This is a genomic window from Thaumasiovibrio subtropicus, assembly GCF_019703835.1.
In the GTDB taxonomy this organism is placed as follows: domain Bacteria; phylum Pseudomonadota; class Gammaproteobacteria; order Enterobacterales; family Vibrionaceae; genus Thaumasiovibrio; species Thaumasiovibrio subtropicus.
Genome location: NZ_AP023055.1, coordinates 657,234 through 683,082, shown reverse-complemented (window position 1 = coordinate 683,082; position 25,849 = coordinate 657,234). Strand labels below are relative to the sequence as shown.

Sequence of the window (25,849 nt, the reverse complement as noted above, 5' to 3'; positions counted from 1 at the left end):
GCCATCAAATTGGATTATTGATAGTCAGAATAAAGCCAACTTATGATCAAGTTGTGACTGGTTACATAGCAACACCAATATAGGAGTGCGCAAATACCGCCTATATCCAACGATATTTAGCATCATACTTATCAGCCAAAAACTGGCCATGTGCTTTCAGCGCGTTAACGTCATCCATCAATAAGTTACCCAAAATATCTTCCAGCTCACGGTTTAACAGCGCTAGCTGTTCTATCAACTCATCACGTGGGGTTTTACCTGAAGACATCTGATGAAAACGGGCATAAGCAGGCGGCAATTTTAGGTAGCTGCTTAACATGTCAGGCAAGTAGGCAATGATCACTTGTTTGACGGTATGCATTTCATGGGTCACTTGGGTTTTATCAAGCAGTGGCAGAATCTCTTCAACTTTTTGCTCAATGTCTGACAACGGCTGCTGGACAGGTTCCGACAAACGACTTTTAGCACTTTCTAACAGCTGAGAGAGTTTCAATGAGAGCTCTTCTGTCGTCATTTGGTTAGTCATCTCAATCACTAAGCCGCGATTTTGCGGCGTAATGAGGGTACCCGCCGCATAAGAGCCAACCAATATAAAAAACAGGAATCGGTCGAGAAAGCCCGCGAAGTAAACCGCCAGCACGAGCAAGGCAAAACAGCACCCCACCAAGTGGGGGGTACTGTAAATATACAAAAGCACTTTTTGGCTTAGCTTCATTGATATCCTCGGATTTTCTTGAACACGTGGCTCAAACTCACTTTCCGCCCGTCAAAGGTACGGCCACCGGTCAATTCGGCGACACTTTTCATTTCTGAATCATCGGAGCCCGCAAACAGTACAGGGAAGGTTCGAATGTCGACAAACTTATCACTGCGCTGTTTATACCACGCTAAGAAAGATAAATAGTCTGATCCTGCTGTATTGCTGCCATCTGTCATCAATACCACCGAATAGAGTCGGTCTGGGTGCGCTTGACGCTCTTCATTGGCAAATGCATAGGCCGCTTCGAGCGCATCATAAATCGCCGTGCCGCCGCGCGGCTCTAGACGTTGAGCAAAGTTGGCTACATCCTGCATCACTTCGGTATCGTCAATCTCAAAGACGGTTGATTTCATGACATGTTCATTAAACGGTATCAACACCACTTTCTCACGTATTCGGAACTGTGCGAATTTGCCCGTCACACTGGTGTCTTCCCCCGTAAGATTCACAATCGCTTGCTTTAGCTGACGGATACGTTGTTCATTTTTCATTGAGCCACTGATATCCAAAACAAAGATGGCGGTATTCGGCTTGCGGTGAATGTTCAAAAAGCCAAAAAGCATTTCATTCACCACATCTAAACGCGCTGGGAAAGGCAACTCCATCAGGTAGTTATCTGGGAAAATGCCAATGGGTTTGACACCAGAGACCACAGGCCGACGATAGGTGTTTTCCATCATCCACTGCTGAAAGTCAGGTGTTTTGAAGTAAGCCACCAGCTTGTCGAATGCAGCTCGCTTCGATGGGTCAATCAGCAGTAACGGATAGTCTGCAGTGACAACGCCATCTTTGGGGTAAATCAACGTCAATGGCTCTTCGAGATCCCCCGACCGATTCATGGTGAGCAAAATACTTTCATAATTGAACAAACCATCAAGGCGATTTTGCTCTTTGACGAAGGTCCCAGCCAGCCAGCCGGAGCTACCGGAGGTTAACGTCTGACCGCTAAAAAAGTCCTTCAGTTTCGCTTGGTCGATACTTTCAACAGTAATGGCATCACTGGAACCTGAAAATGCAGCTTGAACCCCCATTACAGTGGAAAAGCCAGAGTTCGACGCTGTCGGATCTGTCAAGGCGTACTTGAACTCTCCTGTTCGCGCCTTTTCGGCTAAATCAGCCCATGTGACGTTGGGGTTATCTATCCATCCCCACTCCTTTGCTAAACTCTGTTTTACCGCTGGAATCACTGGCGATAATCCAATGCGCTCCGAGGCATGGATAACTTTTCTATCACCTTGGAGCAAAGTCAGGTACTTGGCATGCGAGAACCATGCTAAGTCATAGTGTTCACCTGACACCAACGCATCCGCCCCATCAAGTGTGCCTATGTACTTAAACTGGATATCGATGCCCGTTTCCTTGCGGATCTCTTGCAGTTTTGGTTCGATATCTTTCAGTTCTGAGCCCGCCAAAATGGTCACGGTTTCTGTTGGCTTAGATGACTCACCGCAACCAACAAGGGCAAGTGCAAATGTTGCGGCGGTTAAGATTCGCTTAAACATGTTCATTCCCTATAGTTGCAACGTCGCATCGTTGGATGAAACATTGACCTCTCGCATCAACGGCTTTGCTTTTTCAATACCATCAGACAGCACATCGACACTGCGCTGCATGCTTTCTAACGCCGCCGCTTTGTATGTCGACATTGCGTCGAACGTTTCATAAATGTCATTAAACGCGCCTTGCAGTTTATCGAGGTCAATCGTCGTGCTTGCGGCTTGTTGACCAATGTCGGCAGCTTGTTGCTTCAACATCGAAGCGGTACCCGCAATCATATCGCCTGTGGTTTTGTTCAATGCATTAATCTGATTAAGCACGAGTTTTTGATTGTTTAAAGCTTGTGCCACCATGACGGCAGTTCGCAATGCGCCAACGGTGGTCGTTGTCGCCCTATCAACACCTTTAATTAGTTCTAAATTGTTCTTTCGAATTAAATCCAGTGCCAAGTAGCCTTGTACTGATGATGCCAGCTGAGTCAGTAGGTCCTGTACCTTTTGACGCACGTAAAAAAGCACTTCTTCTTTTACCACACGCGCTTTTTCCGCATCCTGCGCTTCGATTTGTATAATGTTCGCCGCAAGCAAACGGTCGATTTCCTTGCCCATGTGGACATACTGTTCGAGCTTGCCCATCAGTTCCCACATCTGTGCTTTTTCAACTTCGATGGCCGCATTGTCTTTTGCCAGCTCATCTTTACCGTTCAGTAGCCCTTCGATAATGCCGTTAATATGGCTTTGTGCACTTTCATAACGACGAAAATACGCTTTGAGTTTGTTACCAAATGGAATAAGGCCGAGCAGCTTGCGAGGAGAAAGCAATGAGCCACCTTGTTTACTCGGATCAAGATCTTCAATGGTTTCACGCAACACCAAGAGCGATTCACCCACGGGCGAGGCATCTGACATCTTATGTGCCGCCACGGCCGGGCGTTCTAGCATTCGGTTAGACATCCCTGCAGCACGCTGAATTTCAGCCGACCCCATGGCATGAATCGCCTTCATTGAACTTTGAAACTGCGCATCGCCGACAGGTCTATCTATCATCACAGTGAGAAAGTCCGCTACGCGCTTATCAATATCTCGACGCTGCGCATCGGTCATCGGGACCATGCCGGCGGCTTTTTCCTGCTCGACAACGGCGACAGGCTCAGGGGGAGTAAGGGTTATCGTAGTCATCATTCTTCCTTTAATTTGGCTCATCACTGATAGTCTTGTTCGATGCGCGTGATCATGTATTCCAAGATTTCAAAGCTCGGGGGGTCAATGACGTTATAGAGCGTCGATGGTGCTGAGAACGTACTTTGTGCAATGTACTCATTAAACAGCGCGATGTTTTTAGGCCGCATACCATATCGAACCGCCACTTTTTGAATATCTTCATCATTGGCCAACGCGTTCCCAAGCGCTTCCCCCTCAGGCGACAACGGAATAAGCACATGCTTGCTGTAGATAGTTGGCTGAGGGTACAAGAGCACCATGTCATCGGTAATAGCGCTGTTCTCTTTGAACAGCTCTTCGATGAATTGCGCTTCATAGATCATCACCATGGGTGATTTTCCTGGCCCCATCGTTAGATAAGATTGAAACGGCACAGCGCTAGAGCTCTCGGTAAAGCCTTGACGCAAAAAAATAGAACTGAGGTCTTCTAGAATCACATCCGCTTGTTCTCGCTCGTGTAGCGTTCGCTCGTCGTTAAGTACATAACTGGCGAGAGATAAGTACATTGCCGCGGAGTTTGATTTACGCACATCGGTTGTGGTGACGAGAATGGACTTATTAGCGGGGTATTTTTCACTTCCTGTTAGCTCATTCCAGCGTGTTTTTTCAACAATAAGCTTAAGGAGCTTTTTCATATCAACCACATAGTGAACACCATCGCGCTGTTCTACCACACCATTCATCATTAAGACTTCGGCGACGGGTTTCCAAGACGCAATCACCATGGGCGAATGATAAACGTCAATCGCTTTGCGGATGTTGTGCTCACTTTGTATTTTGGCGGCAGCGGGGACGCCAGCTGGAAAGGCAAAATCGTAAGTGTTTAAATCGTAAGTCGCGATTTCTCGCGATCCGGCCTTTTCAACCGCAGCATCAATTTGGTAAGGCTTTCGTGCAAGTAAGTCGACTGTCTCTGCATCCCGAAAGAAGGGAATCTTCTCTGAGCCTGAAATGCCACGAACATGCTCTGTATTCCGAATCTCTATTTGCTCATTAACAGATATGTAAATGGCAGCGCCCACGCCGACAACCAGCAATGCAGTGGCGATTTTAGCGATTGTTTTCATTAACTGTCCCTGTCTCTATGAATCTGTTGTGTTGAACTGCGCACAACCTCAAGGAGAAGAACTTGAGAGAAAGGAATAGGTTGGAAACAACGCGTCCACTAAGGCGGCACATCGTTTATCACTGCTTTTCTCTGCTGAACCCTCCAGAGGCAGGTTGGGTATAGCAATCGATTATGACAGTTGTGTGAGAGGTCAGTGGGTGAGTAGCATTTCTATCGGCGCGCAGTGATAAAAGAGAAGCGCGTCGATAAATTTCGTGAGGGATATCGACTTTTCATAGGCTTAAGGATAAAGCAGCTACAAAAGCATCACCAATGATCGAAGATAAACAGGTAAATAAAACGGAATAAACGCAGCCATCCTACATTCCTTCTTCCAATGTTCGGCGTGAGTTAAACCCACGCCTGATGATTTACAACGCGGCACCACTGATATCGGTTGCTATCAATCGTTGTCCATCTGGACTATCACTGGCCTGCTCCGCAATCCACGGAGCTAAGCAGGCTCTACTGGTGACACAAGGATCCGTTAGCGCATCAAGAAAATCGGCCAGTTGCCTACGTTCTTGCGGGTTAATGTTGATGTTCTCGAACAAAGCAATATTCTCACGTCGTTCTTGCTGCAACTTACTCAGCGCCGCCTCGGTGTTTGTCGCGCCGTTGGGAAATAACAGACTACAGTTTGCTACGTTTTCAAATTGGGGAAGATCACACCATGCTTGGCGGTCAAAATAGTCCTGCACACTGTCACGGGGGTTGTTGTAATGTGCCAGTACCTCATCGAGGCTATCATACGCACCGGCATGGCCATAAGGCGCAGTCACCGCTATGTTCAACAAACTTGGCGTGCGAAAACGGTAGCGATCATCGGCGTCACCTGACACTAACTCTCGCCCAGTGTCGTCTTGATCTGCCTCTGTCTTACCAACGCCTATTTGAGGAAATGCAATGGTATGGTGTTGCTCATCACTGAAAAGCGGTCCTCGATGACAGGCTGCACATCCCGCTCCCCCTTCTGAAGCCGCGGTAAAGAATAAAATGGCCCCGCGTTTAGCGCTTTCATTCAGTGCCGCAACATCACCACTAAGGTATGACTGCCAAGGGTTTTCGACAAAAACCATCGAACGTTGAAATTCCCCTAAAGCCAGAGCGATATTATCAAACGTGATAAGTGTTTCTGCGTCGTCACCACTGTTGAACGCTTGCTGGAACTCAAATAGCCATTGGTTCAACGCCAGCTCGCCTGCCCCAAGACCAATATCACCTATCCGCGCCGCCAAGTGATCGCGAATCTGCGTATTATTGCTGTTCGCTTCAAAGTGCATCCCTTTCATCTCATCAACCGATGTCACGGGAAAGCGAGCTTGTGCCATCACCAAGTTATGGCCCGCATTGGGGTCCGCGATACCAGTACCACTCTCTGGCGTAGAAATGGGCGAAGCCGCGCCATTTTGTAACGCCTCTTTGCCGAGGCTTTCTACTCGTGAATCCCAGAACAAGCCTTGATCCCATAACCCAACATTGAAAGTCGTTGGGCTGTTTCTCGGCACATTGGGTACGCCATCGGCATCTCGACGGCCAACCCCTAACACATCACTTTGCAATGCATTAATGCCAACTGGCAGCGAGAGCCCATCACCACCGCCTAACATGGGGTGATGGCATGAAGCACAGGCAACATCAAACTCTCCACTCAAGCTTTTGCTGTAAAACAGTTTCTTACCTAACTGCGCCAGTGGATCAGTGATGTCTGGTAACGTCCTCCCCGCCAAAGGGGATTGCCTCAGCGCTAACGCATCGATGAGCGCATTTAACGCCAAGTCGGTTTCCGATACAGCGGGCAAATCGGGAACAGGGACACTCTCGCCCTCGGAAGTGTCGGCATTTCCAGGCGAAGGCGATACACCAAGATCACTGCCACCTCCACCGCAGCCAAAGAGCAATCCTATTAAGCTCGCCATCAGCCATTGTCTAGTTTGATTACACATATTGCCTCCCAATTTCATATTTTTAGTGAGGTTAGTCAGCAATTGCGCACGCTAGCCGCAAGAAATGAGGAACAAATGTGTAACTTCAGAAAAAAGCAGTCAAAATATCGAGTTACGTCTTAATATAGATCCTGCGCGGCACCTGCCAGGCCGTTGGCATTGCAAGGAGACGGAATGACGATATTCCAACGCCTTTGGTTAAGCTTCTTTTTCTCTGTCGGTATTGTACTACTGGTACTGTATCTTGCTATTCAATGGAGTTTTGACCAAGGGCTCATCAACCATATCAATGAACGCGAGAAAGCGTCCCTTGATCGATTAACTGACAATCTCGAAATCCTTTATGAATGGGACGATAGTTTTCAACTACTCGCAACATACCCATTTTTGTGGGGTGAGGTCGTCCGGCTTTCAGAAAGAGATCAGGACTTTACCGAGTCTACGCAGCAGTATCTCACTGCACTCCATCGGAGTATGGAAGGGGCTCCTACTAGAGAGACGCGCGATAGCAAGCCGCCGCGCGGCGAGAGCGTGCGCCCTAGAGATGAAGGTCGTCGCCCTCCACCTCGAGAAGATGGAAGACGCCCTCCACCACGCCGTGATAACGCCGAAGCGACGGGCCAACGTGGACAACGAGGCCCATCACGCTCGCCCAAACCACCCGGTGATCTGCGTGTGAGTTTACTCGATGCAGAGCGGATATCTATCGTTGGACCTTATGATACCCACTTCCTCACCACTGCACTTTGGCACGATGCGTCGATAGTGGGATACCTTGCGTGGCCACCTAAGCGCGAACTAGAAACCTCCTATGATTTAGCCTTCGCCGACAGTCAACAACGCGCCTTTTCCCTTATTGCAGGATTGGCCATTGTGATGGTGTCCGTGGCAGCCTTTTTCTTCTCAAGGCATTTTTCCCGTCCGTTAAAAACGCTCTCCTCTTTTACCACTGACCTCTCTAATGGAAACTATGAGGAAAGAGAAACACCCAGTGGACGTGATGAAATCGCTGTCTTAGGGCAAAACATCAACCGACTTGCCTTAACGCTAAAGCAAGCTGAAACGTCGCGAAAAGAATGGCTTGCAAGCATTGCTCATGAACTTCGCACGCCACTCTCAATCATTAAAGGTGAGTTTGAAGCTATCCTTGATGGTGTGCGGCCAGCGAATGAAGAAACCCTCGGCTCCATTGAAGAAGAAATCGCCCATTTACAGAAGCTGATTGAAGACCTCTACCAACTAACCAACGCTGAGATTGGTGCATTTCGTTACCATATGAGCGAACTCGATGTTGCCGCATTGCTCGAAGACATGCATGAAATCAATGTGGCTCGTTTTCGAAAAGCGGGCCTCACTTTGCGCTACCAAACCGATGTGAATAACGCTTGGATCCGTGCAGACGAAACCCGGCTCCAACAGTTGCTGGAAAACTTGCTCAACAACTCACTAAAATATACGGACTCTCCCGGGGAAACCTTGATCGTACTTAGGGAGAGCATCAAAGGTGTGACGATTACGGTGGAAGATACCTCGCCAGATGTTCCCCACGATGCCTTAACTAAACTGTTTGAACACCTCTATCGTGTTGAAAGCTCAAGAAACCGTAAAACAGGCGGCTCTGGACTAGGTTTAGCCATCACTCAAAAAATTGTCGAAGCCCATCAAGGAAAAATCCATGCTGAGCACTCTCCAATGGGGGGATTAAAAGTCGTGGTTTGGCTCCCGAAATAACAACAAGGAAGAACTCAATGCATCAGATACTTGTCGTGGAAGATGAAACAAAAATTTCTCAACTGCTTGCCGACTATCTAAAAAATGCAGGTTACGGCGTCACGCAGCTTTATGATGGCAGTAATGTACTCAAAACCGTTAAGACAACGCCTCCCTCTCTCGTCTTGCTCGATCTTATGCTGCCCGTTGTCGACGGCCTAACATTATGCCGAGAGATACGCCAACATAGTGACGTCCCTATTATTATGATCACCGCCAAGATTGAAGAAATAGATCGTTTATTAGGTCTAGAACTCGGCGCTGATGACTACATCTGTAAACCTTTCTCGCCACGAGAAGTGGTCGCGCGCGTCAAAGCGGTACTCAAACGATACCATCCGCCGAAAAGCAGCGACGAGCTCGTGGAATCGGCACCACCGACACCCCTTCAGCTGAATCCGGACAAACTTGAAGCCACCTTGCATGGCACAGCACTGACATTAACAGCGATTGAATTCAACTTGCTTCATCTGCTCGCAAGCGATCCGGGACGGGTATACTCTCGCAGCCAGCTCATCGACAATATTTATCGTGACCACCGCGTTGTGAGTGAACGAACCATTGATAGCCATATCAAAAAGTTACGTAAGAAACTCAATCAGATTCACACCGACGATGAGTTGGTACAATCCGTCTACAGTGTGGGATATAAATACTGCCCCTGATCCCATTCTTCAGGACATGGCCACTGGTTACCAAGGGCGAGGTTCAAAGTAGATTCTCGCTCTTAAACCGGGCCCATTGTCAGACAGAAGTAATCGCGCATGATGAAGTTGTGCCACGGTTTTTACCAAGGATAACCCCAAACCTAGCCCCGGTGATGAACGGCTAGGATCAAGCCGCGCTAAACGTTGTTGGACACGCTCTCTGTCTTGCAATTTGATACCCGGCCCACTATCACATACAACGAGCCCAAAGCAGTCGATGTTAATTTCGACATCGCGCTGAGAGGGACTGTACTTGATGGCGTTTTCGACCAAATTAAATACCGCGCGAAACAGTAAGCTCGGATTACCTTGGATAACACACGGCATCTCTTTGCGGATCACTAAACGAATTTCACGCTCTTCAGCCAGTGGTTCACAAAAGTCGTAGACATCTTCCGCAATTGCGCCGAGATCAACGTCCGTCATTTCCACTTTCGACTCTGCTGACTCCAGTCGCGATATCTCCAACACACCATTGAAGGTTTTCAACATGGCAGAAAAATCACCGTGCATCGACTCTAGCTCGACCATGGTGTCATTACTAATTTCTCGGTTTTCTAGTAGGCACTCCAAGCGCAATTTCAAGCGAGATAAGGGCGTACGCATGTCATGTGCGATATCGACCGTCAACGCATTCAGCGTCGACTCATTTTGCTCCAGTTGCTCAAGCATTGAATTCAAGTGAATGGCCAACATGTCAAATTCATTGTAACTCCGCCCGACAGGCAAACGTACTTGGCGCTCACCCATCATCACTCGACCCATCGTTTTGTTGACATGCTGAAGTTGATTAACGAGTCGAGAAGCAAACCACACAGCAATCACAATCAGCATAACCACTGGGATCACTGTCCCTTTCAACATGGTTTCTCGCAGCGAAGACTGAAACTCTTTTAGCACCTTGTCATCAAATCCAATGACCATTTCAAGGTCGTCATCAATTTTGATTCTCGTTGCATGCATTGAAGGTTGTGATGGCGAGAAGGTCACGCCCTGACTAACAAGAGGATAGCTAGATACTTGGCTTTGTAACTCTGCTTGTGTTTGATGGTAAGTATAGAGTCGCCCCTCTTCCAATGAGGACAACGTCTGCTGTAGTTCTTCAAGAGTCAGAATTTCTGACAACGCCTGAATTTGAGCACTTTCACTTAACAAGCTATCAACCACTTGCGTTTCAAGGTGCTGACTGGCTGTACGATAAAAATCATTCATCAGAGCGAAAATCAGCACGAACAGCATTCCCCCCACCCACAACCAAGTACGAAGAACAGAAGAGCGATAAAGGTGATCAATCTTCCCGGAGGACATAACCTGCTCCTCGCACGGTATGAATAAGCGCAGATTGATCATTCGCTTCGATCTTACGACGCAACTTAGCGATATGCACATCAATCACGTTCGTATTTGGATCAAAATGATAATCCCACACCGCTTCGAACAACATCATACGTGAGACAACTTCACCCGCATGCTCCATCATATAGCTGAGTAACTTGAACTCTTTGGGTTGGAGGTTAATCGCCACACCAGCGCGATAGACACGATGAGATAAATAATTGAGTGAGAGGTCAGCAACATTGAGCTCGGTGATCGGCACAGAGGTTTGATTGCGACGGACTAAAATTTTTACTCGAGCAATAAGCTCCGCTAACGCAAAAGGTTTTGTTAAATAGTCATCGCTCCCTGCGTTTAAGCCTCGCACACGCTGCTCAACACTGTCGAGTGCACTTAGTATCAGCACTGGGGTATGAATCTCTGCGGCGCGCATTGCCGCCAATACTTTTAAGCCATCTAACTCAGGTAACATTCGATCAAGAATAACCAACGCATAATCGCTACTTGTCGCCATCATCAAACCTTCACGGCCGGAAGGCGCAGTATCAACAACGTAATCATGCTCTTCCAAACCTTTTTTAACAAAGTCACGTGTGGTTAAGTCATCCTCGACGACCAATATTTTCATTGCGAGTCCCCCTTATTGAATTGTGACATTCTGAAGACAGGATACAGAGAATCTGATTCGCTGCCTTGATCCATTCACCAAGTAAACGAGTGTATTGAGAGTCACTTCATAATTTAATTTATTGAAAAGAGCGCCCTCTAAGCATTGTCGACAACCCGACTTAGAGGGCGCTAAGAAACCACAGGGGGATGTGGTTTATTCTGCTTGCTCTGTACCTAGGTAATGTACCGAGCATTTATTTTGTGATGTTGAGGTTTTGAGTAAAACGTTGTGCTTACTGGGTCAGCGATTTCATTGCTGAAGCCACTAGCTCAGCTTCACTGCCAATAATGACTTGCAAGTTCTTTTCTCCCACTTTAACCACGCCCATAGCACCAAGGCGCTTGAGCTGTGGCTCATCAATTTGAGCAACATCTTTAATTTCTAAGCGAAGACGTGTAATACACGCATCAATATTGCCAAGGTTTTGCTCGCCTCCAAGCGCTTTCAAATACGCAGCAGCGCGCTCTTCAAGCCCTTCTTCGGTCGCAACGGTGTCATTTTCGTCATCAACTTCACGACCCGGCGTTTTTAAATCAAACTTCACAATGGCAAAGCGGAATACCGTATAGTAAATCGCCGCGAAAGCGATACCTTGAACAATCAGCATATACGGTTTGTGTGCAAGCGGCGTATTAAATGATAAGACGAAGTCAATCAAACCACCGCTGAAGTTAAACCCTGCAATCCACCCAAATGCCGCAGCAAGAAACAGTGACAGACCCGTTAAACAAGCGTGAATAACATAGAGAGCCGGAGCAACATACATAAAGGCAAACTCAATTGGCTCGGTGACACCCGTAACAATTGCTGTCAAAGCGATAGCAAGCATCAATGAGCCTACTTTTTGCTTATTCTTTGCATGCGCCGTGTGATAAATCGCAAGACAAGCCGCTGGCAAACCATAACCCATGATTGGGAAGAAGCCTGCTTGATACATACCTGTCACACCCAGCTCACCGACACCTGACCAGAAAGTAGGAATATCATTGATACCGGCAACATCCCACCAGAATACCGCATTGATCGCATGGTGAAGCCCTAATGGGATCATCAATCGGTTGACAACACCATAGATACCCGCACCCACCGCGCCAAGGTCAAGGATACTTTTACCAAATGAGATCAAGCCATTGTAGAAGCTAGGCCAAACGATGATGAAGATAAGCGAGATCGCCAATGCTGCCACTGATGAAGCGATAGGCACAAATCGACGCCCACCAAAGAATGATAGCCAAGAAGGTAGCTGAATATTGTGGAAGCGATTGTAGAACTCCGCGGCAACCACACCAAAAATCAAGCCCGTTAACGCGTTCAAGCGTCCGTTATAAGCGCGTACCGAATCTGCACCCAAGGCTTCGACTGTGGTGTTGGTGAGGTTTGCCACCATACCGGGATCCAGCAGCTTGTCGAAAATCATTAACCCGACTAACCCCGCCAGTGCGGCTGCACCATTATTGTCTCGCGCTAGGCCATACGCTACACCCACTGCAAACAACCACGCTTGGTTGTCCATGATAGCGCCACCACCACCAATTAAGAAAGCAGCGATTGGGCTATTGCCCCCCCAACCCGCTGGGTCAATCGCATAACCAATACCAATCATTAAACCTGCCGCGGGCAGGGTTGCGATAGGCACCATCAGTGCCTTACCGATTCTTTGTAAGTAGCCAAATATGTTCACATTATTGTCCTTTTCATTGCGATATGAATTGTCGCTTCATTTGCGCTTTCACGGTTGAACATGAAAACTTGCCCTACAGCAATGACGCAGGCTCCCCCCTTTGTTATTGCTTTCATTCCCTAGCCAACATTTAACGTTGTTTAAGTGCTCTTTGGCTTTTGATTGCTCAAGCTAAATCTCTCTTTCAATAAGTTCATTTAGCTGTTAAGCAATCACGCTAATCGTTTCTTCGGGATTTTGGCTATTGACTTCGAATGAAGCTCACCCTCACTTCAATGCTGCTATTGTTCACGCAACCGAAAACTTGGGCTTTCCCTGCTATTTCAAATTCCCCCAAGGATCTCTCTCTCGATGCAAGATTGAAAAATATCCACCACGCCTACAACACGGGTTTCAACAGCGAGAGATTACCCGCCTAACTTGAAATAACAGGGCTAGTGTATCTGTGAAGAGATTAACCCTCGGTGGACTGAAGATTAACGATGATTAATAAAAGGCAGGATTAAAATGAAATGTGAAGTAGCTCAAATCTAAACTCAACAAACTGTTGAATTTGATGGCTAAAACAAAAAAAGGCACTCTCGAGAGTGCCTGTGCCTTTACCTCATATAAAATACCGACTCAGCAAGCGCTTTTATCGCTCCCTATCAAGGATCGGCGATGAAGGTCTATCACTATTTCTTTGCCAGTGGGAAGTATTCCCATCCTGTGCGCTTTTCTGCCTCGATCAGATCCAACGCACTGCGCCAAGCTGGAGAGGTCTCTGCGTCATCACTCAAATCCATCATGTTTTTACTTACACATGATGCTAACTTTGACATGGCAACGTTTTTATCGGGATTTCGGAAGTTCGCGCCCAATAGTAAAGCCCTAACGCCAATAGTCGAAACCGATACTGGGCTACCGCTCATCAGGTAAGTCACTGACGCATCACTGTAGAAGGAAGTACGGGGATCTTTTCCAAGCGCTTCATAATCAATAGAGACCAAACGGTATTTACTGGTATTAATCAAATCTTGTACAGGCTGGAAAGGATGCCCGCCAACGATAATCACGGGCATTTGCGGATCAAGACGCTTATCTACTTTCAACTCAACCAGCTCAATACTGAGGTCAAAGAAATGATTCAGTGCCTGCGCAGACACCATTGAGCCTCCCCACGATCCCACTTGCTGCCCTTTTAACATATCTAAACTAATAACAGGCGAAGGCTCACGTTTTTTTGAAAACAAGCTCCAGAATCCGCCATCTTGACTTTTGGGCTTGTAGTCACGAGGAATCAATAAATGCACTGCCTCTTGGTGCAATTCTGAAATCACTTTGACGTGGTTATCACTGACCTGATTCGGCATTGTATTGGCGTAGAAATAAAGTACATCTTCTTGCACGATCCCAGCGCGATACTTTTTATGTAACATCCCCATCAGGTTATCCACCGAGCCTTCGGAGTTAACCGCCACCAAACTGCCGTGTTTAGAGACAGGTTTCGCACAATAGCTAACGATATCATTGGCCATTTTAAAGTAGTTTCCCGTTGGTCCACCACTCGACAACGTAATTTCACTCGCTTGAGCAAAGCTCGTTGTCCCTGCCACCATTGCAAGCGCAAACAATGCGTTTCTCATTAAGTCTGTCCCCTTACTCATTTTCATCCATAAAAATCAAACGGAACAGTTTACTTTATGCAGCGGAACTCATTAGAGGATAGAAAATAAAAGATGGGAGGCATTACACAGAATAGAGGCGCTTTGCTGCTCAATGCAGCCTCTAGATATTTGAGTCTATCGATAGCCCAGCGAAAACTCGCCGGGCCTGTTGTCATTACAATATTGGTAAGAAATTCAAACGTACTTAACCGTCTCGATTGATTGCGGCAATCAACTCATCCAAGACCTCTGGCGATCTTTCTGTCTCAATCTGACACGTTCCTGCCGCCTGATGACCACCACCTTGGTACTTTAACATCAGCTCACCGACATTGGTTTTGGAGCTACGATCAAAAATAGATTTACCCGTAGCATACACAACATTTTGCTTCTTAAGCCCCCAAAGTTGGTGAATTGAGATATTACATTGAGGGAAGAGCGCATAAATCATAAAACGGTTAGTCGCAAAAATCACATCTTCTTCACGGAGGTCAAGTACAACGAGGTTATTGTAAACCGTCGCGCATCGCTTAATCTGCAGTTTCGCTTTTTCTTCATGCTCAAAATAAAGCTCTACGCGTTCTTTTACATCCGGCAACTCTAATATCTCTTCGATGGTGTGATCTTTACAGTAGTCAATCAAATCCATCATTAGGTTATAGTTTGAGATACGAAACTCTCTAAAACGTCCCAACCCGGTGCGGGCATCCATTAAAAAGTTAAGTAGTGGCCAGCCTCGCGGATTTAATACTTCATCAATGGTGTACTGGGCAGAGTCACCTTTATCCACGGCTTCCATCATGTCTTCCCACTCGCGTGGAAAGGCGTCATAGCCCCCATAGTAATCAAAAACAACTCTTGCCGCAGACGGTGCATTCGGATCGATAACGTGATTTTTGTTATCACCCTCGTTCCGTAATGTCTCCGATAGATGGTGGTCAAACGCAATGTGCGCATCTGCGACAAAGGGCAAATTGGTGGTGATATCCTTATCGGTAATCGTTATCTTGCCATCTTGCATGTCTTTGGGGTGAACGAACGTAATTTCGTTAATTAAATCCTTGTGCTTAAGCAGCACAGCGCAAACTAATCCATCAAAATCACTACGTGTTACTAGCCGAAACTGTTCCGTCATTACCGCTATCCTCGAAATCTTATAATTAAGACGCTGAGTTGAGTATAGCAACGGTTTAGCATTGATTAGGTTATCTCTCTCTAAAAACGCATTTTTTTCTCTTATATCTCACAGAGTCCCGCTTTCTTTAGCCCCATTCGGTTTTCATCCCCTTTTTCGCCTGCAATTAGCGCTGTTTTTTTGCGCATTGCACCAAAAATGCGTAGACTCAGACTCAAATTTACATGGAGGCCCTATGGCAAAGAAACAGAGAAAAAGACCTCAACAAGTCGAGCTGGTTGCAAAACCGCAATGTGAGCACGGTAGAGGCGAAATCCAAGACAACGCAATGGCAGCACTTGTCACTTCCAAACTGTTTAAAGCAAAAACAGAAACACCTAAAAAAGGAAAAGGGTCGTTTAAGCGCAATAAGTTCCGCTACAAAGGCAGTGAGCCTTATGCAATGTTGATCAATCTCGTCAACATTGCATAAGGTTCACGCCCTTCCTGACTTCCTAGCACACTTTTATCCCATCTCCATTGCAAAGCTGGCAATGATCCGCACTATAACCTACCAAATCATTGGTTAATCTTGCATAACTTCGCGGAGGATCTTCTGTCCACACCATCCAATTGGCAACCTGCAGCTAAAAAATGGGTCATCCAAACACTGAACACGCTCAACTATCGGACGGATGGCGCATTCGATACCGTTGAAGATTGGTACTTGGGCCAGGTTTGGCGTTTAGCGACACATCGCGGGTACGTCTATTTTAAAGCCACAACGTTATTACCTCTATTCGCTAACGAATCCGCTCTTTCTCATACCCTCGCGCAGTTGTTTCCTCAACATAGTGCAGAGGTGCTTGCTATTGAACCGAGAAAGGGTTGGATGCTAACCGCTGATTTTGGTCATCCACTTGATGAAAACGTAGGACTGGATGAATGGCATAGCGCTTATGGCGTATGGGGCCGCTTGCAATACGAATCATCACTTTATCGCGATCAACTGCTCTCTGCTGGCTGCCTCGACAGAAAAATAGAGCACTTAACGCACCAGCTTCACTGGCATTGCAAACAACACAAAATTGCAACACACCTCAAGGCGCATGGGTTCCAATGCGACTCTCGCTTACTAGAAAAACTCGCCAAAGCGATCGCCAAGTTAAACCAGTATGGTATCCCTGAGACACTGGTACATGGCGATCTACATGAAGGAAACATCGCCAAAACAAGTAATAGTCACTTATTCTTCGATTGGAGCGACGCTTGCATCACCCATCCATTCATGGATGGCATTTTTATCTATCAATTCTCTGACACCCCACAAAAACGGGCCTTGATCGAACAATACCTTATACCTTGGCGAAACTTATTCAATGCAGAAGCGTGTTATAACGCTTGGCTGGCGGCTAAGCCTGTGTGCTTTGCTCATCATGCCGTCAGCTATGCATCGATTGTTCTCAATGCACCAGCTGACAATGACGATAGCAAGGATTTCGCCGACAGCTTCTTACATCATTTCAAAAACCTCGCGATTGCTTTAACTGAAACGCAGAGATAAAAAAACGCAGTGAGCGTTTACGCTCACTGCGCTTCTCCCGCACACTGTGATTAAACTAACGATTCAATGCCATAATCCTTACCGTACTTCTCGACAACAAAATCGATATCCTTATCACCTCGGCCAGAGAGATTGATCAAAATAGAACCCCGCTTACCTTGTTGCGCCAACTGGAAGGCATAGGCCACAGCATGTGAAGATTCAATCGCTGGAATAATGCCTTCAAGACGCGATAGCTCAAAAAAGGCATCGATCGCGGCTTTATCATCAGCCGTGCCATATTGCACGCGACCTGCATCTTTTAGAAAACTGTGCTGAGGTCCAACGGAAGGATAGTCTAATCCACTTGCAACCGAGTAGACTTCCTGAGGTTCACCTAAATCGTCTTGCAGCATGTAAGATTTAAAGCCATGCATAACACCGGGTCGACCTAACGTCAGCGTTGCAGCGTGCTCGCCAACCTCTTGCAATGAACGTCCTGCGGGCTCCACGCCGTGAATTTCGACACCATCATCATCAAGAAACGCGGTAAACAGCCCCATTGCATTGGACCCTCCCCCCACACAAGCGACAAGATGATCCGGAAGACGCCCTGTCATCTCTTGTATTTGCACGCGCGCTTCATTACCAATAATCGACTGAAAATCACGCACCATCATCGGAAACGGGTGAGGCCCAACAACTGAGCCAATGGCATAAATTTGCGTAATGGGATCTTTAAGGTAGGCTTCAAATGCGGCGTCTACTGCTTCTTTTAAGGTCTTTCTACCATGGGTTGCCGGAATGACGTTCGCACCTAAAATGCGCATTCTCACGACATTAGGGTGCTCTTTCGCGATATCCACTTCGCCCATATAAATATCACACTCTAAGCCAACCAAGGCGGCTGCCGTCGCGAGCGCTACACCATGCTGCCCTGCCCCCGTCTCGGCAATCAGCTTTTTCTTACCCATTTTTTTCGCCAAGAGCGCCTCACCTAAGCAATGATTGATCTTATGCGCACCAGTGTGGTTCAAATCTTCTCGCTTTAGGAAGATATCCACACCGTATTTCTTCGATAAGTTCTCCGCGTGAAAAATGGGACTTGGCCTGCCAACAAAATGCTTATAGAGGCGAGCCAACTCTTCCAAGAAAGCAGGGTCTTGGCGACAAGTCTGATACGCCGCATTAATTTCCTTCATAATGACCTCGAGCTCTGGCGGAATAAAACTACCGCCAAACTCGCCAAAGTAACCGTCCGCATTCGGCATTGGGTGATCAAAACTGTTCTTCATCCTGCAATCCTTTAACCTCTATGACATAGTGGTTATTTAATCTACTACTCAATAAACCAATTGCACGTCCTTTTAACCATGGGTGTCTGATTCCGTGAGAGTGTTCTCATTGATGAGTACGCTTGCTTTAACTCACAAAAAAGCCTGCTTCTTTGGTAAAGAAGCAGGCTTTAGTTCAACCAATGCGCGCGAGTATGAGAAGACTCATGATACACACACTTACTGGGCAGTGGCTATTTCCGGCATTAGCTCTGGTTCCGGTTCTCCCGACACATGCAATGTCTGCGTCGGGAAGGCAATCTCAGCCTGATGCTCTTCAATGATCTTCAGTATTTGAAGCAGTACATCATGCTTAACTTCATGAAAATGCACCCAGTTCGTAGTTTTTGTAAAGGTATACACAAAGAAGTCCATCGAAGAGGGGCCAAAAGCGTTGAAATTCACTATCATGGTTTGGCGAGTGTCAATCTCGGGGTGAACGGTCAACATCGCCTTCACATTTTTGACAATAGACGACATCTGTTCAGCATCTGCATATCGAATGCCGATGGTCTCGTAGATACGTCGGTTTGTCATTCTAGACGGGTTTTCCACGACGATATTCGCAAAGACAGAGTTGGGTACATACAAGGGGCGCTTATCGAAAGTACGAATTACCGTAATGCGCCAACCAATGCGTTCGACCGTGCCTTCAATGCTGCGATCTGGTGAACGAATCCAGTCGCCAACCTTAAATGGGCGATCAAAATAGATGACCGCGGCACCAAAGAAGTTCGCCAACAAGTCTTTGGCGGCCATACCCACCACCAAGCCACCCATACCACCAAAAGCAAGAATACCGGAGATACTCACGCCTAGGCTTTGGATGATACTCAAAAAGGCAAAGATAACCACGATCATGCCGACGACTTTACCCAAAGCATTGACAGTCGTCGGATCATGCCCTTTCTTAACAAAATGCGCCTCTGCTTTTCCGATAAAGCGGAAACACCCCCAAGCAAACAGCAGAGAAACAGCGATCTGCCGTAACGTAGGCACCACGGCATTAATAGCTGGGTAGTCGAGGACTCGCGACAATACAGACAAACCAAAGACGACAATCATCCAGTTGACAGGCAAGCGCAATGCGTACCAAATGGCATCTCCCCAAACCAAGGAGGTGGAATGAATCCAGCGCTCAGTGCGCGATGAAAAAATGCGCCAGATAATGAAGGCTAAAATAGTCAAACCAACTATCATGCCAGCCTTGATATACCAAGTGCCTTCAAACAGCGTGAGGCTTTGTATCTCTAACTCTTCAAGCCATTGATCCACGATAACTTCTTCCTTGAAATAACATAGTGCCAAGTTATCGCAGATGACCGATGACTGCGACCCTCATTCTGTGAATTAGGTGCCAGATCGTAAAGGCATTCACAAATCAGTTGCAATAAGCTCAATTAAAAGCGATTACCCTGATTTATCAATAAACGCCAACGCTTTAGCCTGATCAATGAAGTCACGCATCTGCTGACGATAGGTGACCCGTGAACCGACTATCACAAGATTTATCTGCATTGTTTCACAAGCATCAATATCCCATTGCGCATCACCAAAATAGGTGACAGGCCATTGGTTTTTCGGGTCAGCGCCACGCAACGCTGTTTTCATGATCTCAATACGCTCGTGGTGGTCATTGGATGTCCCTATCACTAAATCAGATACATCAAACCCAGCTGACGCTAACTTTAACAGCGCAGACTCTCTCCATCCGCCAGTAGCAATCGATAGGGTATACTCCTTACTCTGTTTAAGCGCGTTGAAAAACGCTATCGCCCCGTCAACTGGCTCTGCGGGCTGCGCTGCTAAATGTTCCGTTACACGCCTTAAAAAAACCATTTTCACCGCGGCCTCAAGCGCATCAAGAGACCAGTGCGGTAACGCCAGCTCAATCAAGGTCATCAAAATACCGCGGTCTGTTGCATTAGGGTAAATCGTCCAATCGATAGCAAGCTCATGCCCTGTCACTTCACGTACTGCATCAGCAAAGCAGCGTCCATCGAACTCATACGACTGAATCAAGGTCCCATCAATATCAAACATCACGTGCTGCATAACCACTCCTTGTTAGCCATTGAAAACCTGAGTCTAAAAAAAGGCGCGACCTTTAAACATACTACCAATTAAACTCTCGCGACATTTGACAATTTGCTGTTCGCTCTCATTTCTAGAAGAAAGAATCGCTAATTCCGCGTCTTGCATTCGAAACTCTGGCAGACTGTTCCTTTTGAACAACGCAACGAATAAGAATTTATTCACAGTCAGCCCCATGTATAACAAAGTTAAACTCTTCATCATTGAATGTGTCGACCCATTGGACCTCCTCAATGATCGTTCAGAAGCTAAAGCCCTCGAACAAGTTTGCGAAATCTTCGGCCATAAAGTCGCTAACCTCACCGCCTATTCAGAAGCAGACCTACGAAAATACTGCCGCTATATTTCATCGATTGATTCTAGTCACGGAGTAAAGAGCCAACGAGAGATGCCACTTTGCATTCATATTTCTGCTCACGGAAACAAAACAGGCATTGAGTTTGGCAGTGATTTCTTAAAATGGCGTGATGTATTTGAAGCCATGAAACCGATTTTCACAGATATGAATGATTATCATGGTGATGTCTTTGTCTCTTTATCTTCTTGCGAAGCAGGTAATCAGGGATTGGATCAGTTAATCGCTAACGAATGGGAACATACCGGAAAAATTGACCCACCAGAGTACATTTTTACCACTAGCGACAATGGCAGTGTACGCTGGGACGATGCGCTTGTCTCATGGACTGTTTTCTATCATCGCATCGCGAATCTTCGCAAGCTGGATAAAGAAAAAGTACAGCTTGTTCTGGACGACATACTGCAAAGTATTGGTAACGAGCTGAACTACTTTCGTTGGGACCCTGAAAAAGAAGACTATTACTACTACACACCTCGCGAAGATACTGAGACCCTTGATGAGCACTTTACCCTTTAGTGAGAGGTAGTAATTTCATCTCAGTGTGAAACGCTAGTCGGTTGTTTTGCGAGGCAACATTAAAGATCAACACATAACCCTAGTGAATATACGTTTAAATTGTTCAAATAGCATCCAAATTTATTAAACAAGGACGCAACGATGTTTTTTATTTTTGGATGGGGAAAAACAACCACTAAACCGCTTGGTCAAGCGGATGATCATGCTGCCTGCGGCATTTGCAGCCAATCCGTGCCTTTTCATTTCATCAAGGTGACTCATTGGTTTACGCTGTTTTTTATTCCGGTCATTCCCTATAAGTCTCAGGCTTATATGATCTGCCCGCATTGTCAAAATGGCTTCGAGATTCCGATGAGTCAAATCTCTGCTGCCAACGGTGATTTAAACCAAGTTGCTCGCTCGCACTATTCAGCCTAACGCTTTCATCCAAGCGGTGCCAAGACTTGGATGAAAAAGCCATGCGCGATTGCTACAAACCCATACCACCATCAATATCCATAGTAGCGCCGCGCATCGCGATAGAAGCGGGTGAGACCAAGTAATCAAGAGCGCTCACCAAATCCTCAGCAACCATGATACGACCAAGCGGTGTATCGGACATGACATGTTTCAACCCGGCTATATCGTCATCACTCATTCCCGCTTTGCCTTGGATCTCTGTATGTGTCACACCGGGGCGCAATGCGTTAATTCGTATTCCTTTTGCCGCCAAATCTAAATTCAGTCCTCCCATCAAGCCTTCCAACGCGCCTTTACTAGCGGCATATAAAGACGCCCCAGCAAATGCCTTGTTGACGATTAGACTAGATAAAAGCACAACACTGCAGGGGTTACGCAGTTGCGGAAGTAATGACTGTAAGGTGAAAAAGGGACCTCTAACATTAATGGACATTGTCTTGTCAAAGTCCTCAACTGTTGTTCCCGGCACGGTGGTAGGATGAAAGACACCAGCATTCAACACTAAGGCATCGAGAAAAACATCTTGTGATTGGAGTGAAATCGCCAACGCTTCGATGGCCGATAGATCTTCACTATCACACAACATCGCGATCACATTGTCACCCAATCGCGTCGCGACCTCATTCAGTTTAGAACGATTGCGTCCAGTAATGACAACACGCCACCCCTGATCGATGAAATGTGTTGCTGCGGCTAAACCAATACCTGCCGTTGCACCCGTGATTAATATCGTTTTATTTGTCATCGTTCATTCCTTATTAACGTTGCATGCTTGACGACAAATACGATAACGTGCTCTATTGATCTCGATAAGACATCAATATTGAAACACTTTGTTCCCATACTGGAAACAATAAAATTCAATTTCCTATAAGGCATCGTTCATGATAGAGGCGATTAAAATTCTCCCTTACCTCCCCATGTTCCGGCTGGTGATTGAAAAGGGAAGCTTTCAAGGCGCTGCAGCTCACCTGTCTCTACCTCGATCTTCGGTGAGTAAGAAAATTCAGCAATTAGAAGTGCTCGTTGGTCAAAGATTAATCCAACGCACCACAAGACAGTTAGTATTAACGGAGGCAGGCGAACACCTGCTTACGCTATCTCAAAACTTACCGCAGCTTCTCTCGCAGTTAGAGACATTTTCACAAGCGCAACAAACTGAGCCGACAGGCGTCGTAAAAATAAGCAGTTCAACCCTGCTTGCTCAGCAGTGTATTTTGCCTCACCTTACCGCTTTAAAAGCCCGCTTCCCAAAAGTGACCATCGAGCTCAATCTCGATGACAATTATGTCGATCTCATCGCAACACGTGTCGACATCGCCATACGTATCGGTCACTTACCCGATTCCAATCTTGTGGCGAGGAAAATAGGAGAAAAAAGCATGTGCGTCGCAGCTAGTCCTGATTACCTGCAACGTCACGGTACACCGCAGACACCAGATCAACTCAGCCAACATCACTGTATCATTTTCAAGAGTCGAGAAAATACACACAATCATTGGCCATTCCGCGTTACCGATGGCGCTACAATAACAATAGATGTGACCGCTTCCCTCTACTCTGATGACGCTAGGTCATTGCTAGCGTTGGCATGTCAAGGTTTCGGTATCGTTCGAGTCGATCCCGCTTTCATCGCTGAAGAACTTCAAACTGGCAAGCTAGTGAGGATTTTACAAAGGTACGATGTCGATGACGTGCTGCCGATACAGTTAGTGTGCCTAAGTAGAGATAGCCGATCCCGCGCCAGTATGGCCGTTTGGGAGTACTTAGCTTCGATGCTACCAAACACGCTTCTGTCGCTACGCTCTCATTCATGAATCAGGCAGGTAAGCCATGACAAAAGCGCTTCGCTATATTTGGATGGCTCTTTTAGCAGGGTGCAATACGACATCAGGCGTTGACTCAGTCTCTCCGGCAGTGCACGCTTTGCCTTCTGCCACTATTGTCCATCAATCAACGCCAACGACGGTTCCACTGACGTTGCGCTATCAAAAGCTCTATGTCGATGTCATCATTAATCACCAACCTGTAACCATGGTTCTAGATACAGGCTCGCCAACCATTATTGATAAACAGCTAGCGGATCAGCTTGGATTGCAAACACTGAGTCTGCAAACGGGCCTTGATGGTAATCGTCTCCCAATCTCAATGGAAAAAGCAATGCTGCATGAAATGACACTGGGCAATATCGAAATAACAGATTTCCCCGTGCTCATTCATGATTTTCAGCGAGCTCCTGTTGCAAAATGTATCATTGAGAACGGCGTTATCGGCGCTGATCTCTTACCCTATTTCAATTGGCAATTTGACGTTCAACAACATGCGCTTACCATTGCGCCACGGTCAGTACCTTTCTCTACGGACGGCGCTTTATGGCATGGCGAGCTCGTTGATGCTGGCTATCCTCATTACCCAATTGTGAAGTATGGTGTCGGTGAATACTTTGTTGATAATGCGCTGCTCGATACTGGCTTCGGTGGGCTATTGCACATCAATCAACTTGCGGCCGAGGCCATCGGCCCTCACTCTATGATAGCGCAAGGTTTTGGACAGTTGATGCAATCAGCAGGAGGGGCGACAAAAAACAACGACTATCAACAAATCGCTCTCGAAAACATGACGATTGCGGGTAAACCCTTCGCCAATTTGGAAAGTTGGATTAGACCGACCCCTCCGACCCTCGTGGGTATCCAACTATTTGTCTCTCATCGCCTCACACTCGATTACCAGAACAACCGAATATCGCTAAGCCCCAACGATGTTGTGCCGCCAGTCACACCCAATTGGGGGATGCGTTTATACTTTGATAAAACACAACTAAAAGTCAGCTTTGTTGAGGCGGGTGGCATTGCAGATAATGCCAACATTCGCCTTGGCGATACCGTCCTTTCCATCAATGAGTGGGATTTCACACCAGCCACGAAAGAGACACTTTGCTCGCATTTTGATGCACTTTGGCATCAATTAAACCAGTCGGAGATCACCCTAAAACTACGTCGAGAACAAGACGTGTCGATTCTAAAACTCAACGCAACATCAACACGATGATCGCGGGTCTGCGCTAATCCGCTCAAATGACACACCAAAATCCGATGCTAAGCCGTTGAACTTTTTTCTTTACGGTTGCATCAATCCAACACCCTAATCGCTTCATCTACCCCCTTACAGGGCCAATAAGAAGCAAAAACACGTGATTTTAAGTTATTGAAATTAAAGAAATTAATTTCATGGACTACCAATCAATATCAATGTTAGCCTTGGCCATATTCTGTTGTAGACCAAGGAACACTACCTGTGAACACCCATAACCACACCTACGACCGCCATGATTTTTCGCGGCAAGATCTCAGTAGCCTCACCTTCTCAAAATGCCGTTTTATTCGCTGTCGTTTTAGTCGCGCTAACCTCAAGGAAACAACGTTCGTTGACTGCAAATTTATTGAACAGGGAGATATTGAAGGTTGCCATTTTGATGCTGCAGACTTGCGCGAGGCGAGCTTCCAACAATGTCAGCTCTCGATGGCAAATTTCAGTCATGCAAATTGCTACGGCATTGAGTTAAGAGAATGCGATCTAAAAGGCGCGAACTTTTCACGCGCAAACTTTGCCAACCAAGTCAGTACACGCATGTACTTTTGCTCCGCGTTTATCACGGGTTGTAACTTATCTTATGCCGACATGGAGAGGCTTTGCCTTGAAAAATGCGAGCTATTCGAAAACCGTTGGATAGGTACACACTTAACCGGAGCCTCATTAAAAGGCTCAGATTTAAGCCGCGGGGTATTCTCTGAAGACGTCTGGGGGCAGTTTAACCTCCAAGACACGAACCTCTGCCATGCGGAGCTAGACGGTTTAGACCCAAGGCGCGTGGATACCTCTGGTGTGAAAATTGCGGCATGGCAACAAGCACAATTGCTAGAGACTCTCGGGATAATCGTTTATCCGGATTAGTTTGAAAGCTGAGAAGACCAATAGTGCTTCACCTTCTATACTCAAGTGGCCTATCAACGCTTGAGTATAGACAACTAAACAAGGACCTAGCAGACCAAAAACACCTTAAAAAGTGTACCAGACGAATTCATAACCATCAC

General features: G+C 46.6%; 23 protein-coding genes. 9 read left to right on the top strand and 14 right to left on the bottom strand.

Annotation, left to right across the window (positions count from 1 at the left end):
• Positions 1-100: 100 nt before the first annotated feature.
• The 5 genes from TSUB_RS19415 to TSUB_RS19395 form a co-directional block, all read right to left on the bottom strand.
• Complete coding sequence (locus TSUB_RS19415; protein WP_087016886.1) at positions 101-715, bottom strand: hypothetical protein; 615 nt, start codon at positions 713-715, stop codon at positions 101-103.
• Positions 712-2,262, bottom strand: a complete 1,551-nt coding sequence (locus tag TSUB_RS19410) for a vWA domain-containing protein (RefSeq protein WP_159064775.1) — start codon at positions 2,260-2,262, stop codon at positions 712-714. Before TSUB_RS19410 ends, TSUB_RS19415 begins: the two co-directional genes overlap by 4 nt.
• A 9-nt stretch (positions 2,263-2,271) precedes the next feature.
• Entirely contained in the window at positions 2,272-3,435 is a 1,164-nt protein-coding gene (locus tag TSUB_RS19405; protein ID WP_159064776.1) for a toxic anion resistance protein, read from the bottom strand.
• 23 nt (positions 3,436-3,458) lie between these two features.
• The gene (locus tag TSUB_RS19400; protein WP_087016892.1) at positions 3,459-4,544 is read right to left on the bottom strand and encodes a hypothetical protein; all 1,086 of its coding nucleotides are present in this window, start codon (positions 4,542-4,544) and stop codon (positions 3,459-3,461) included.
• 412 nt (positions 4,545-4,956) lie between these two features.
• Positions 4,957-6,531 (bottom strand): cytochrome-c peroxidase, encoded by a 1,575-nt coding sequence (locus tag TSUB_RS19395; protein WP_246616518.1) that lies wholly within the window; start codon positions 6,529-6,531, stop codon positions 4,957-4,959.
• A 174-nt stretch (positions 6,532-6,705) separates the two neighbouring features.
• Here TSUB_RS19395 and TSUB_RS19390 point away from each other — a divergent pair, with 174 nt between their 5' ends.
• Both TSUB_RS19390 and TSUB_RS19385 read left to right on the top strand, forming a co-directional pair.
• Positions 6,706-8,262, top strand: a complete 1,557-nt coding sequence (locus TSUB_RS19390; RefSeq protein WP_087016894.1) for an ATP-binding protein — start codon at positions 6,706-6,708, stop codon at positions 8,260-8,262.
• Positions 8,263-8,279: 17 nt separating this feature from the next.
• The gene (locus tag TSUB_RS19385; RefSeq protein WP_087016896.1) at positions 8,280-8,966 is read left to right on the top strand and encodes a response regulator; all 687 of its coding nucleotides are present in this window, start codon (positions 8,280-8,282) and stop codon (positions 8,964-8,966) included.
• A gap of 27 nt (positions 8,967-8,993) precedes the next feature.
• Here the strand turns inward: TSUB_RS19385 and TSUB_RS19380 are convergent, their stop codons facing one another.
• The 5 genes from TSUB_RS19380 to TSUB_RS19360 form a co-directional block, all read right to left on the bottom strand.
• Positions 8,994-10,316 (bottom strand): sensor histidine kinase, encoded by a 1,323-nt coding sequence (locus TSUB_RS19380; protein ID WP_159064777.1) that lies wholly within the window; start codon positions 10,314-10,316, stop codon positions 8,994-8,996.
• Positions 10,297-10,971, bottom strand: a complete 675-nt coding sequence (locus TSUB_RS19375; RefSeq protein WP_087016900.1) for a response regulator transcription factor — start codon at positions 10,969-10,971, stop codon at positions 10,297-10,299. Before TSUB_RS19375 ends, TSUB_RS19380 begins: the two co-directional genes overlap by 20 nt.
• Before the next feature lie 274 nt (positions 10,972-11,245).
• Positions 11,246-12,694 carry an N-acetylglucosamine-specific PTS transporter subunit IIBC gene (gene nagE, locus TSUB_RS19370; RefSeq protein WP_087016903.1) on the bottom strand — a complete coding sequence of 483 codons (1,449 nt, stop codon included), beginning with the start codon at positions 12,692-12,694 and terminating at the stop codon, positions 11,246-11,248.
• A 674-nt stretch (positions 12,695-13,368) separates the two neighbouring features.
• Positions 13,369-14,319 (bottom strand): TAXI family TRAP transporter solute-binding subunit, encoded by a 951-nt coding sequence (locus TSUB_RS19365; protein ID WP_087016905.1) that lies wholly within the window; start codon positions 14,317-14,319, stop codon positions 13,369-13,371.
• Between the two features lie 226 nt (positions 14,320-14,545).
• Positions 14,546-15,475 (bottom strand): exopolyphosphatase, encoded by a 930-nt coding sequence (locus tag TSUB_RS19360; RefSeq protein ID WP_087016907.1) that lies wholly within the window; start codon positions 15,473-15,475, stop codon positions 14,546-14,548.
• Between the two features lie 235 nt (positions 15,476-15,710).
• On the opposite strand from TSUB_RS19360, the gene arfA reads away from it, so the two are divergent.
• Both arfA and TSUB_RS19350 read left to right on the top strand, forming a co-directional pair.
• Positions 15,711-15,947, top strand: coding sequence for an alternative ribosome rescue factor ArfA (gene arfA / locus TSUB_RS19355; protein WP_087016909.1), 237 nt, complete (start codon positions 15,711-15,713; stop codon positions 15,945-15,947).
• Positions 15,948-16,046: 99 nt separating this feature from the next.
• Positions 16,047-17,018: a phosphotransferase family protein gene (locus TSUB_RS19350; RefSeq protein WP_087016911.1), complete on the top strand. Its 972-nt coding sequence runs from the start codon at positions 16,047-16,049 to the stop codon at positions 17,016-17,018.
• 50 nt (positions 17,019-17,068) lie between these two features.
• On the opposite strand, the gene trpB is transcribed toward TSUB_RS19350, so the two are convergent.
• The 3 genes from trpB to TSUB_RS19335 all read right to left on the bottom strand — a co-directional run bounded on the left by trpB (position 17,069) and on the right by TSUB_RS19335 (position 20,386).
• Positions 17,069-18,292 (bottom strand): tryptophan synthase subunit beta, encoded by a 1,224-nt coding sequence (trpB, locus tag TSUB_RS19345; RefSeq protein WP_087016913.1) that lies wholly within the window; start codon positions 18,290-18,292, stop codon positions 17,069-17,071.
• Positions 18,293-18,511: 219 nt separating this feature from the next.
• Entirely contained in the window at positions 18,512-19,606 is a 1,095-nt protein-coding gene (locus TSUB_RS19340; protein WP_246616517.1) for a mechanosensitive ion channel family protein, read from the bottom strand.
• Between the two features lie 135 nt (positions 19,607-19,741).
• Positions 19,742-20,386, bottom strand: a complete 645-nt coding sequence (locus TSUB_RS19335) for an HAD family hydrolase (protein ID WP_087016915.1) — start codon at positions 20,384-20,386, stop codon at positions 19,742-19,744.
• Positions 20,387-20,600: 214 nt separating this feature from the next.
• Between TSUB_RS19335 and TSUB_RS19330 the strand changes: the two genes are divergently transcribed.
• Positions 20,601-21,299 (top strand): hypothetical protein, encoded by a 699-nt coding sequence (locus tag TSUB_RS19330; protein ID WP_087016918.1) that lies wholly within the window; start codon positions 20,601-20,603, stop codon positions 21,297-21,299.
• Positions 21,300-21,440: 141 nt separating this feature from the next.
• Positions 21,441-21,716, top strand: coding sequence for a zinc-ribbon domain-containing protein (locus TSUB_RS19325; RefSeq protein ID WP_087016920.1), 276 nt, complete (start codon positions 21,441-21,443; stop codon positions 21,714-21,716).
• A gap of 52 nt (positions 21,717-21,768) precedes the next feature.
• On the opposite strand, the gene TSUB_RS19320 is transcribed toward TSUB_RS19325, so the two are convergent.
• Positions 21,769-22,503, bottom strand: coding sequence for an SDR family oxidoreductase (locus tag TSUB_RS19320; RefSeq protein WP_087016922.1), 735 nt, complete (start codon positions 22,501-22,503; stop codon positions 21,769-21,771).
• Positions 22,504-22,642: 139 nt separating this feature from the next.
• On the opposite strand from TSUB_RS19320, the gene TSUB_RS19315 reads away from it, so the two are divergent.
• The 3 genes from TSUB_RS19315 (at position 22,643) to TSUB_RS19305 (ending at position 25,709) form a co-directional block, all read left to right on the top strand.
• Positions 22,643-23,575, top strand: coding sequence for a LysR family transcriptional regulator (locus TSUB_RS19315; RefSeq protein WP_087016924.1), 933 nt, complete (start codon positions 22,643-22,645; stop codon positions 23,573-23,575).
• Between the two features lie 16 nt (positions 23,576-23,591).
• Positions 23,592-24,806, top strand: a complete 1,215-nt coding sequence (locus TSUB_RS19310; RefSeq protein WP_087016926.1) for a retropepsin-like aspartic protease — start codon at positions 23,592-23,594, stop codon at positions 24,804-24,806.
• Positions 24,807-25,052: 246 nt separating this feature from the next.
• Positions 25,053-25,709, top strand: a complete 657-nt coding sequence (locus TSUB_RS19305) for a Qnr family pentapeptide repeat protein (protein WP_087016928.1) — start codon at positions 25,053-25,055, stop codon at positions 25,707-25,709.
• Positions 25,710-25,849 lie beyond the last annotated feature (140 nt).

Bases quoted from the DNA above. Each gene is read 5' to 3' on its own strand.
- TSUB_RS19405 (WP_159064776.1), bottom strand. From the start codon at position 3,435: ATGACTACGATAACCCTTACTCCCCCTGAGCCTGTCGCCGTTGTCGAG.
- TSUB_RS19385 (WP_087016896.1), top strand. From the start codon at position 8,280: ATGCATCAGATACTTGTCGTGGAAGATGAAACAAAAATTTCTCAACTG.
- trpB (WP_087016913.1), bottom strand. From the start codon at position 18,292: ATGAAGAACAGTTTTGATCACCCAATGCCGAATGCGGACGGTTACTTT.
- TSUB_RS19335 (WP_087016915.1), bottom strand. From the start codon at position 20,386: ATGCAGCACGTGATGTTTGATATTGATGGGACCTTGATTCAGTCGTAT.
- TSUB_RS19310 (WP_087016926.1), top strand. From the start codon at position 23,592: ATGACAAAAGCGCTTCGCTATATTTGGATGGCTCTTTTAGCAGGGTGC.
- arfA (WP_087016909.1), top strand. From the start codon at position 15,711: ATGGCAAAGAAACAGAGAAAAAGACCTCAACAAGTCGAGCTGGTTGCA.
- TSUB_RS19400 (WP_087016892.1), bottom strand. From the start codon at position 4,544: ATGAAAACAATCGCTAAAATCGCCACTGCATTGCTGGTTGTCGGCGTG.
- TSUB_RS19315 (WP_087016924.1), top strand. From the start codon at position 22,643: ATGATAGAGGCGATTAAAATTCTCCCTTACCTCCCCATGTTCCGGCTG.
- TSUB_RS19325 (WP_087016920.1), top strand. From the start codon at position 21,441: ATGTTTTTTATTTTTGGATGGGGAAAAACAACCACTAAACCGCTTGGT.
- TSUB_RS19380 (WP_159064777.1), bottom strand. From the start codon at position 10,316: ATGTCCTCCGGGAAGATTGATCACCTTTATCGCTCTTCTGTTCTTCGT.
- TSUB_RS19360 (WP_087016907.1), bottom strand. From the start codon at position 15,475: ATGACGGAACAGTTTCGGCTAGTAACACGTAGTGATTTTGATGGATTA.
- TSUB_RS19320 (WP_087016922.1), bottom strand. From the start codon at position 22,503: ATGACAAATAAAACGATATTAATCACGGGTGCAACGGCAGGTATTGGT.
- TSUB_RS19390 (WP_087016894.1), top strand. From the start codon at position 6,706: ATGACGATATTCCAACGCCTTTGGTTAAGCTTCTTTTTCTCTGTCGGT.
- TSUB_RS19395 (WP_246616518.1), bottom strand. From the start codon at position 6,531: ATGTGTAATCAAACTAGACAATGGCTGATGGCGAGCTTAATAGGATTG.
- TSUB_RS19410 (WP_159064775.1), bottom strand. From the start codon at position 2,262: ATGTTTAAGCGAATCTTAACCGCCGCAACATTTGCACTTGCCCTTGTT.
- TSUB_RS19415 (WP_087016886.1), bottom strand. From the start codon at position 715: ATGAAGCTAAGCCAAAAAGTGCTTTTGTATATTTACAGTACCCCCCAC.
- TSUB_RS19375 (WP_087016900.1), bottom strand. From the start codon at position 10,971: ATGAAAATATTGGTCGTCGAGGATGACTTAACCACACGTGACTTTGTT.
- TSUB_RS19330 (WP_087016918.1), top strand. From the start codon at position 20,601: ATGTATAACAAAGTTAAACTCTTCATCATTGAATGTGTCGACCCATTG.
- TSUB_RS19365 (WP_087016905.1), bottom strand. From the start codon at position 14,319: ATGAGAAACGCATTGTTTGCGCTTGCAATGGTGGCAGGGACAACGAGC.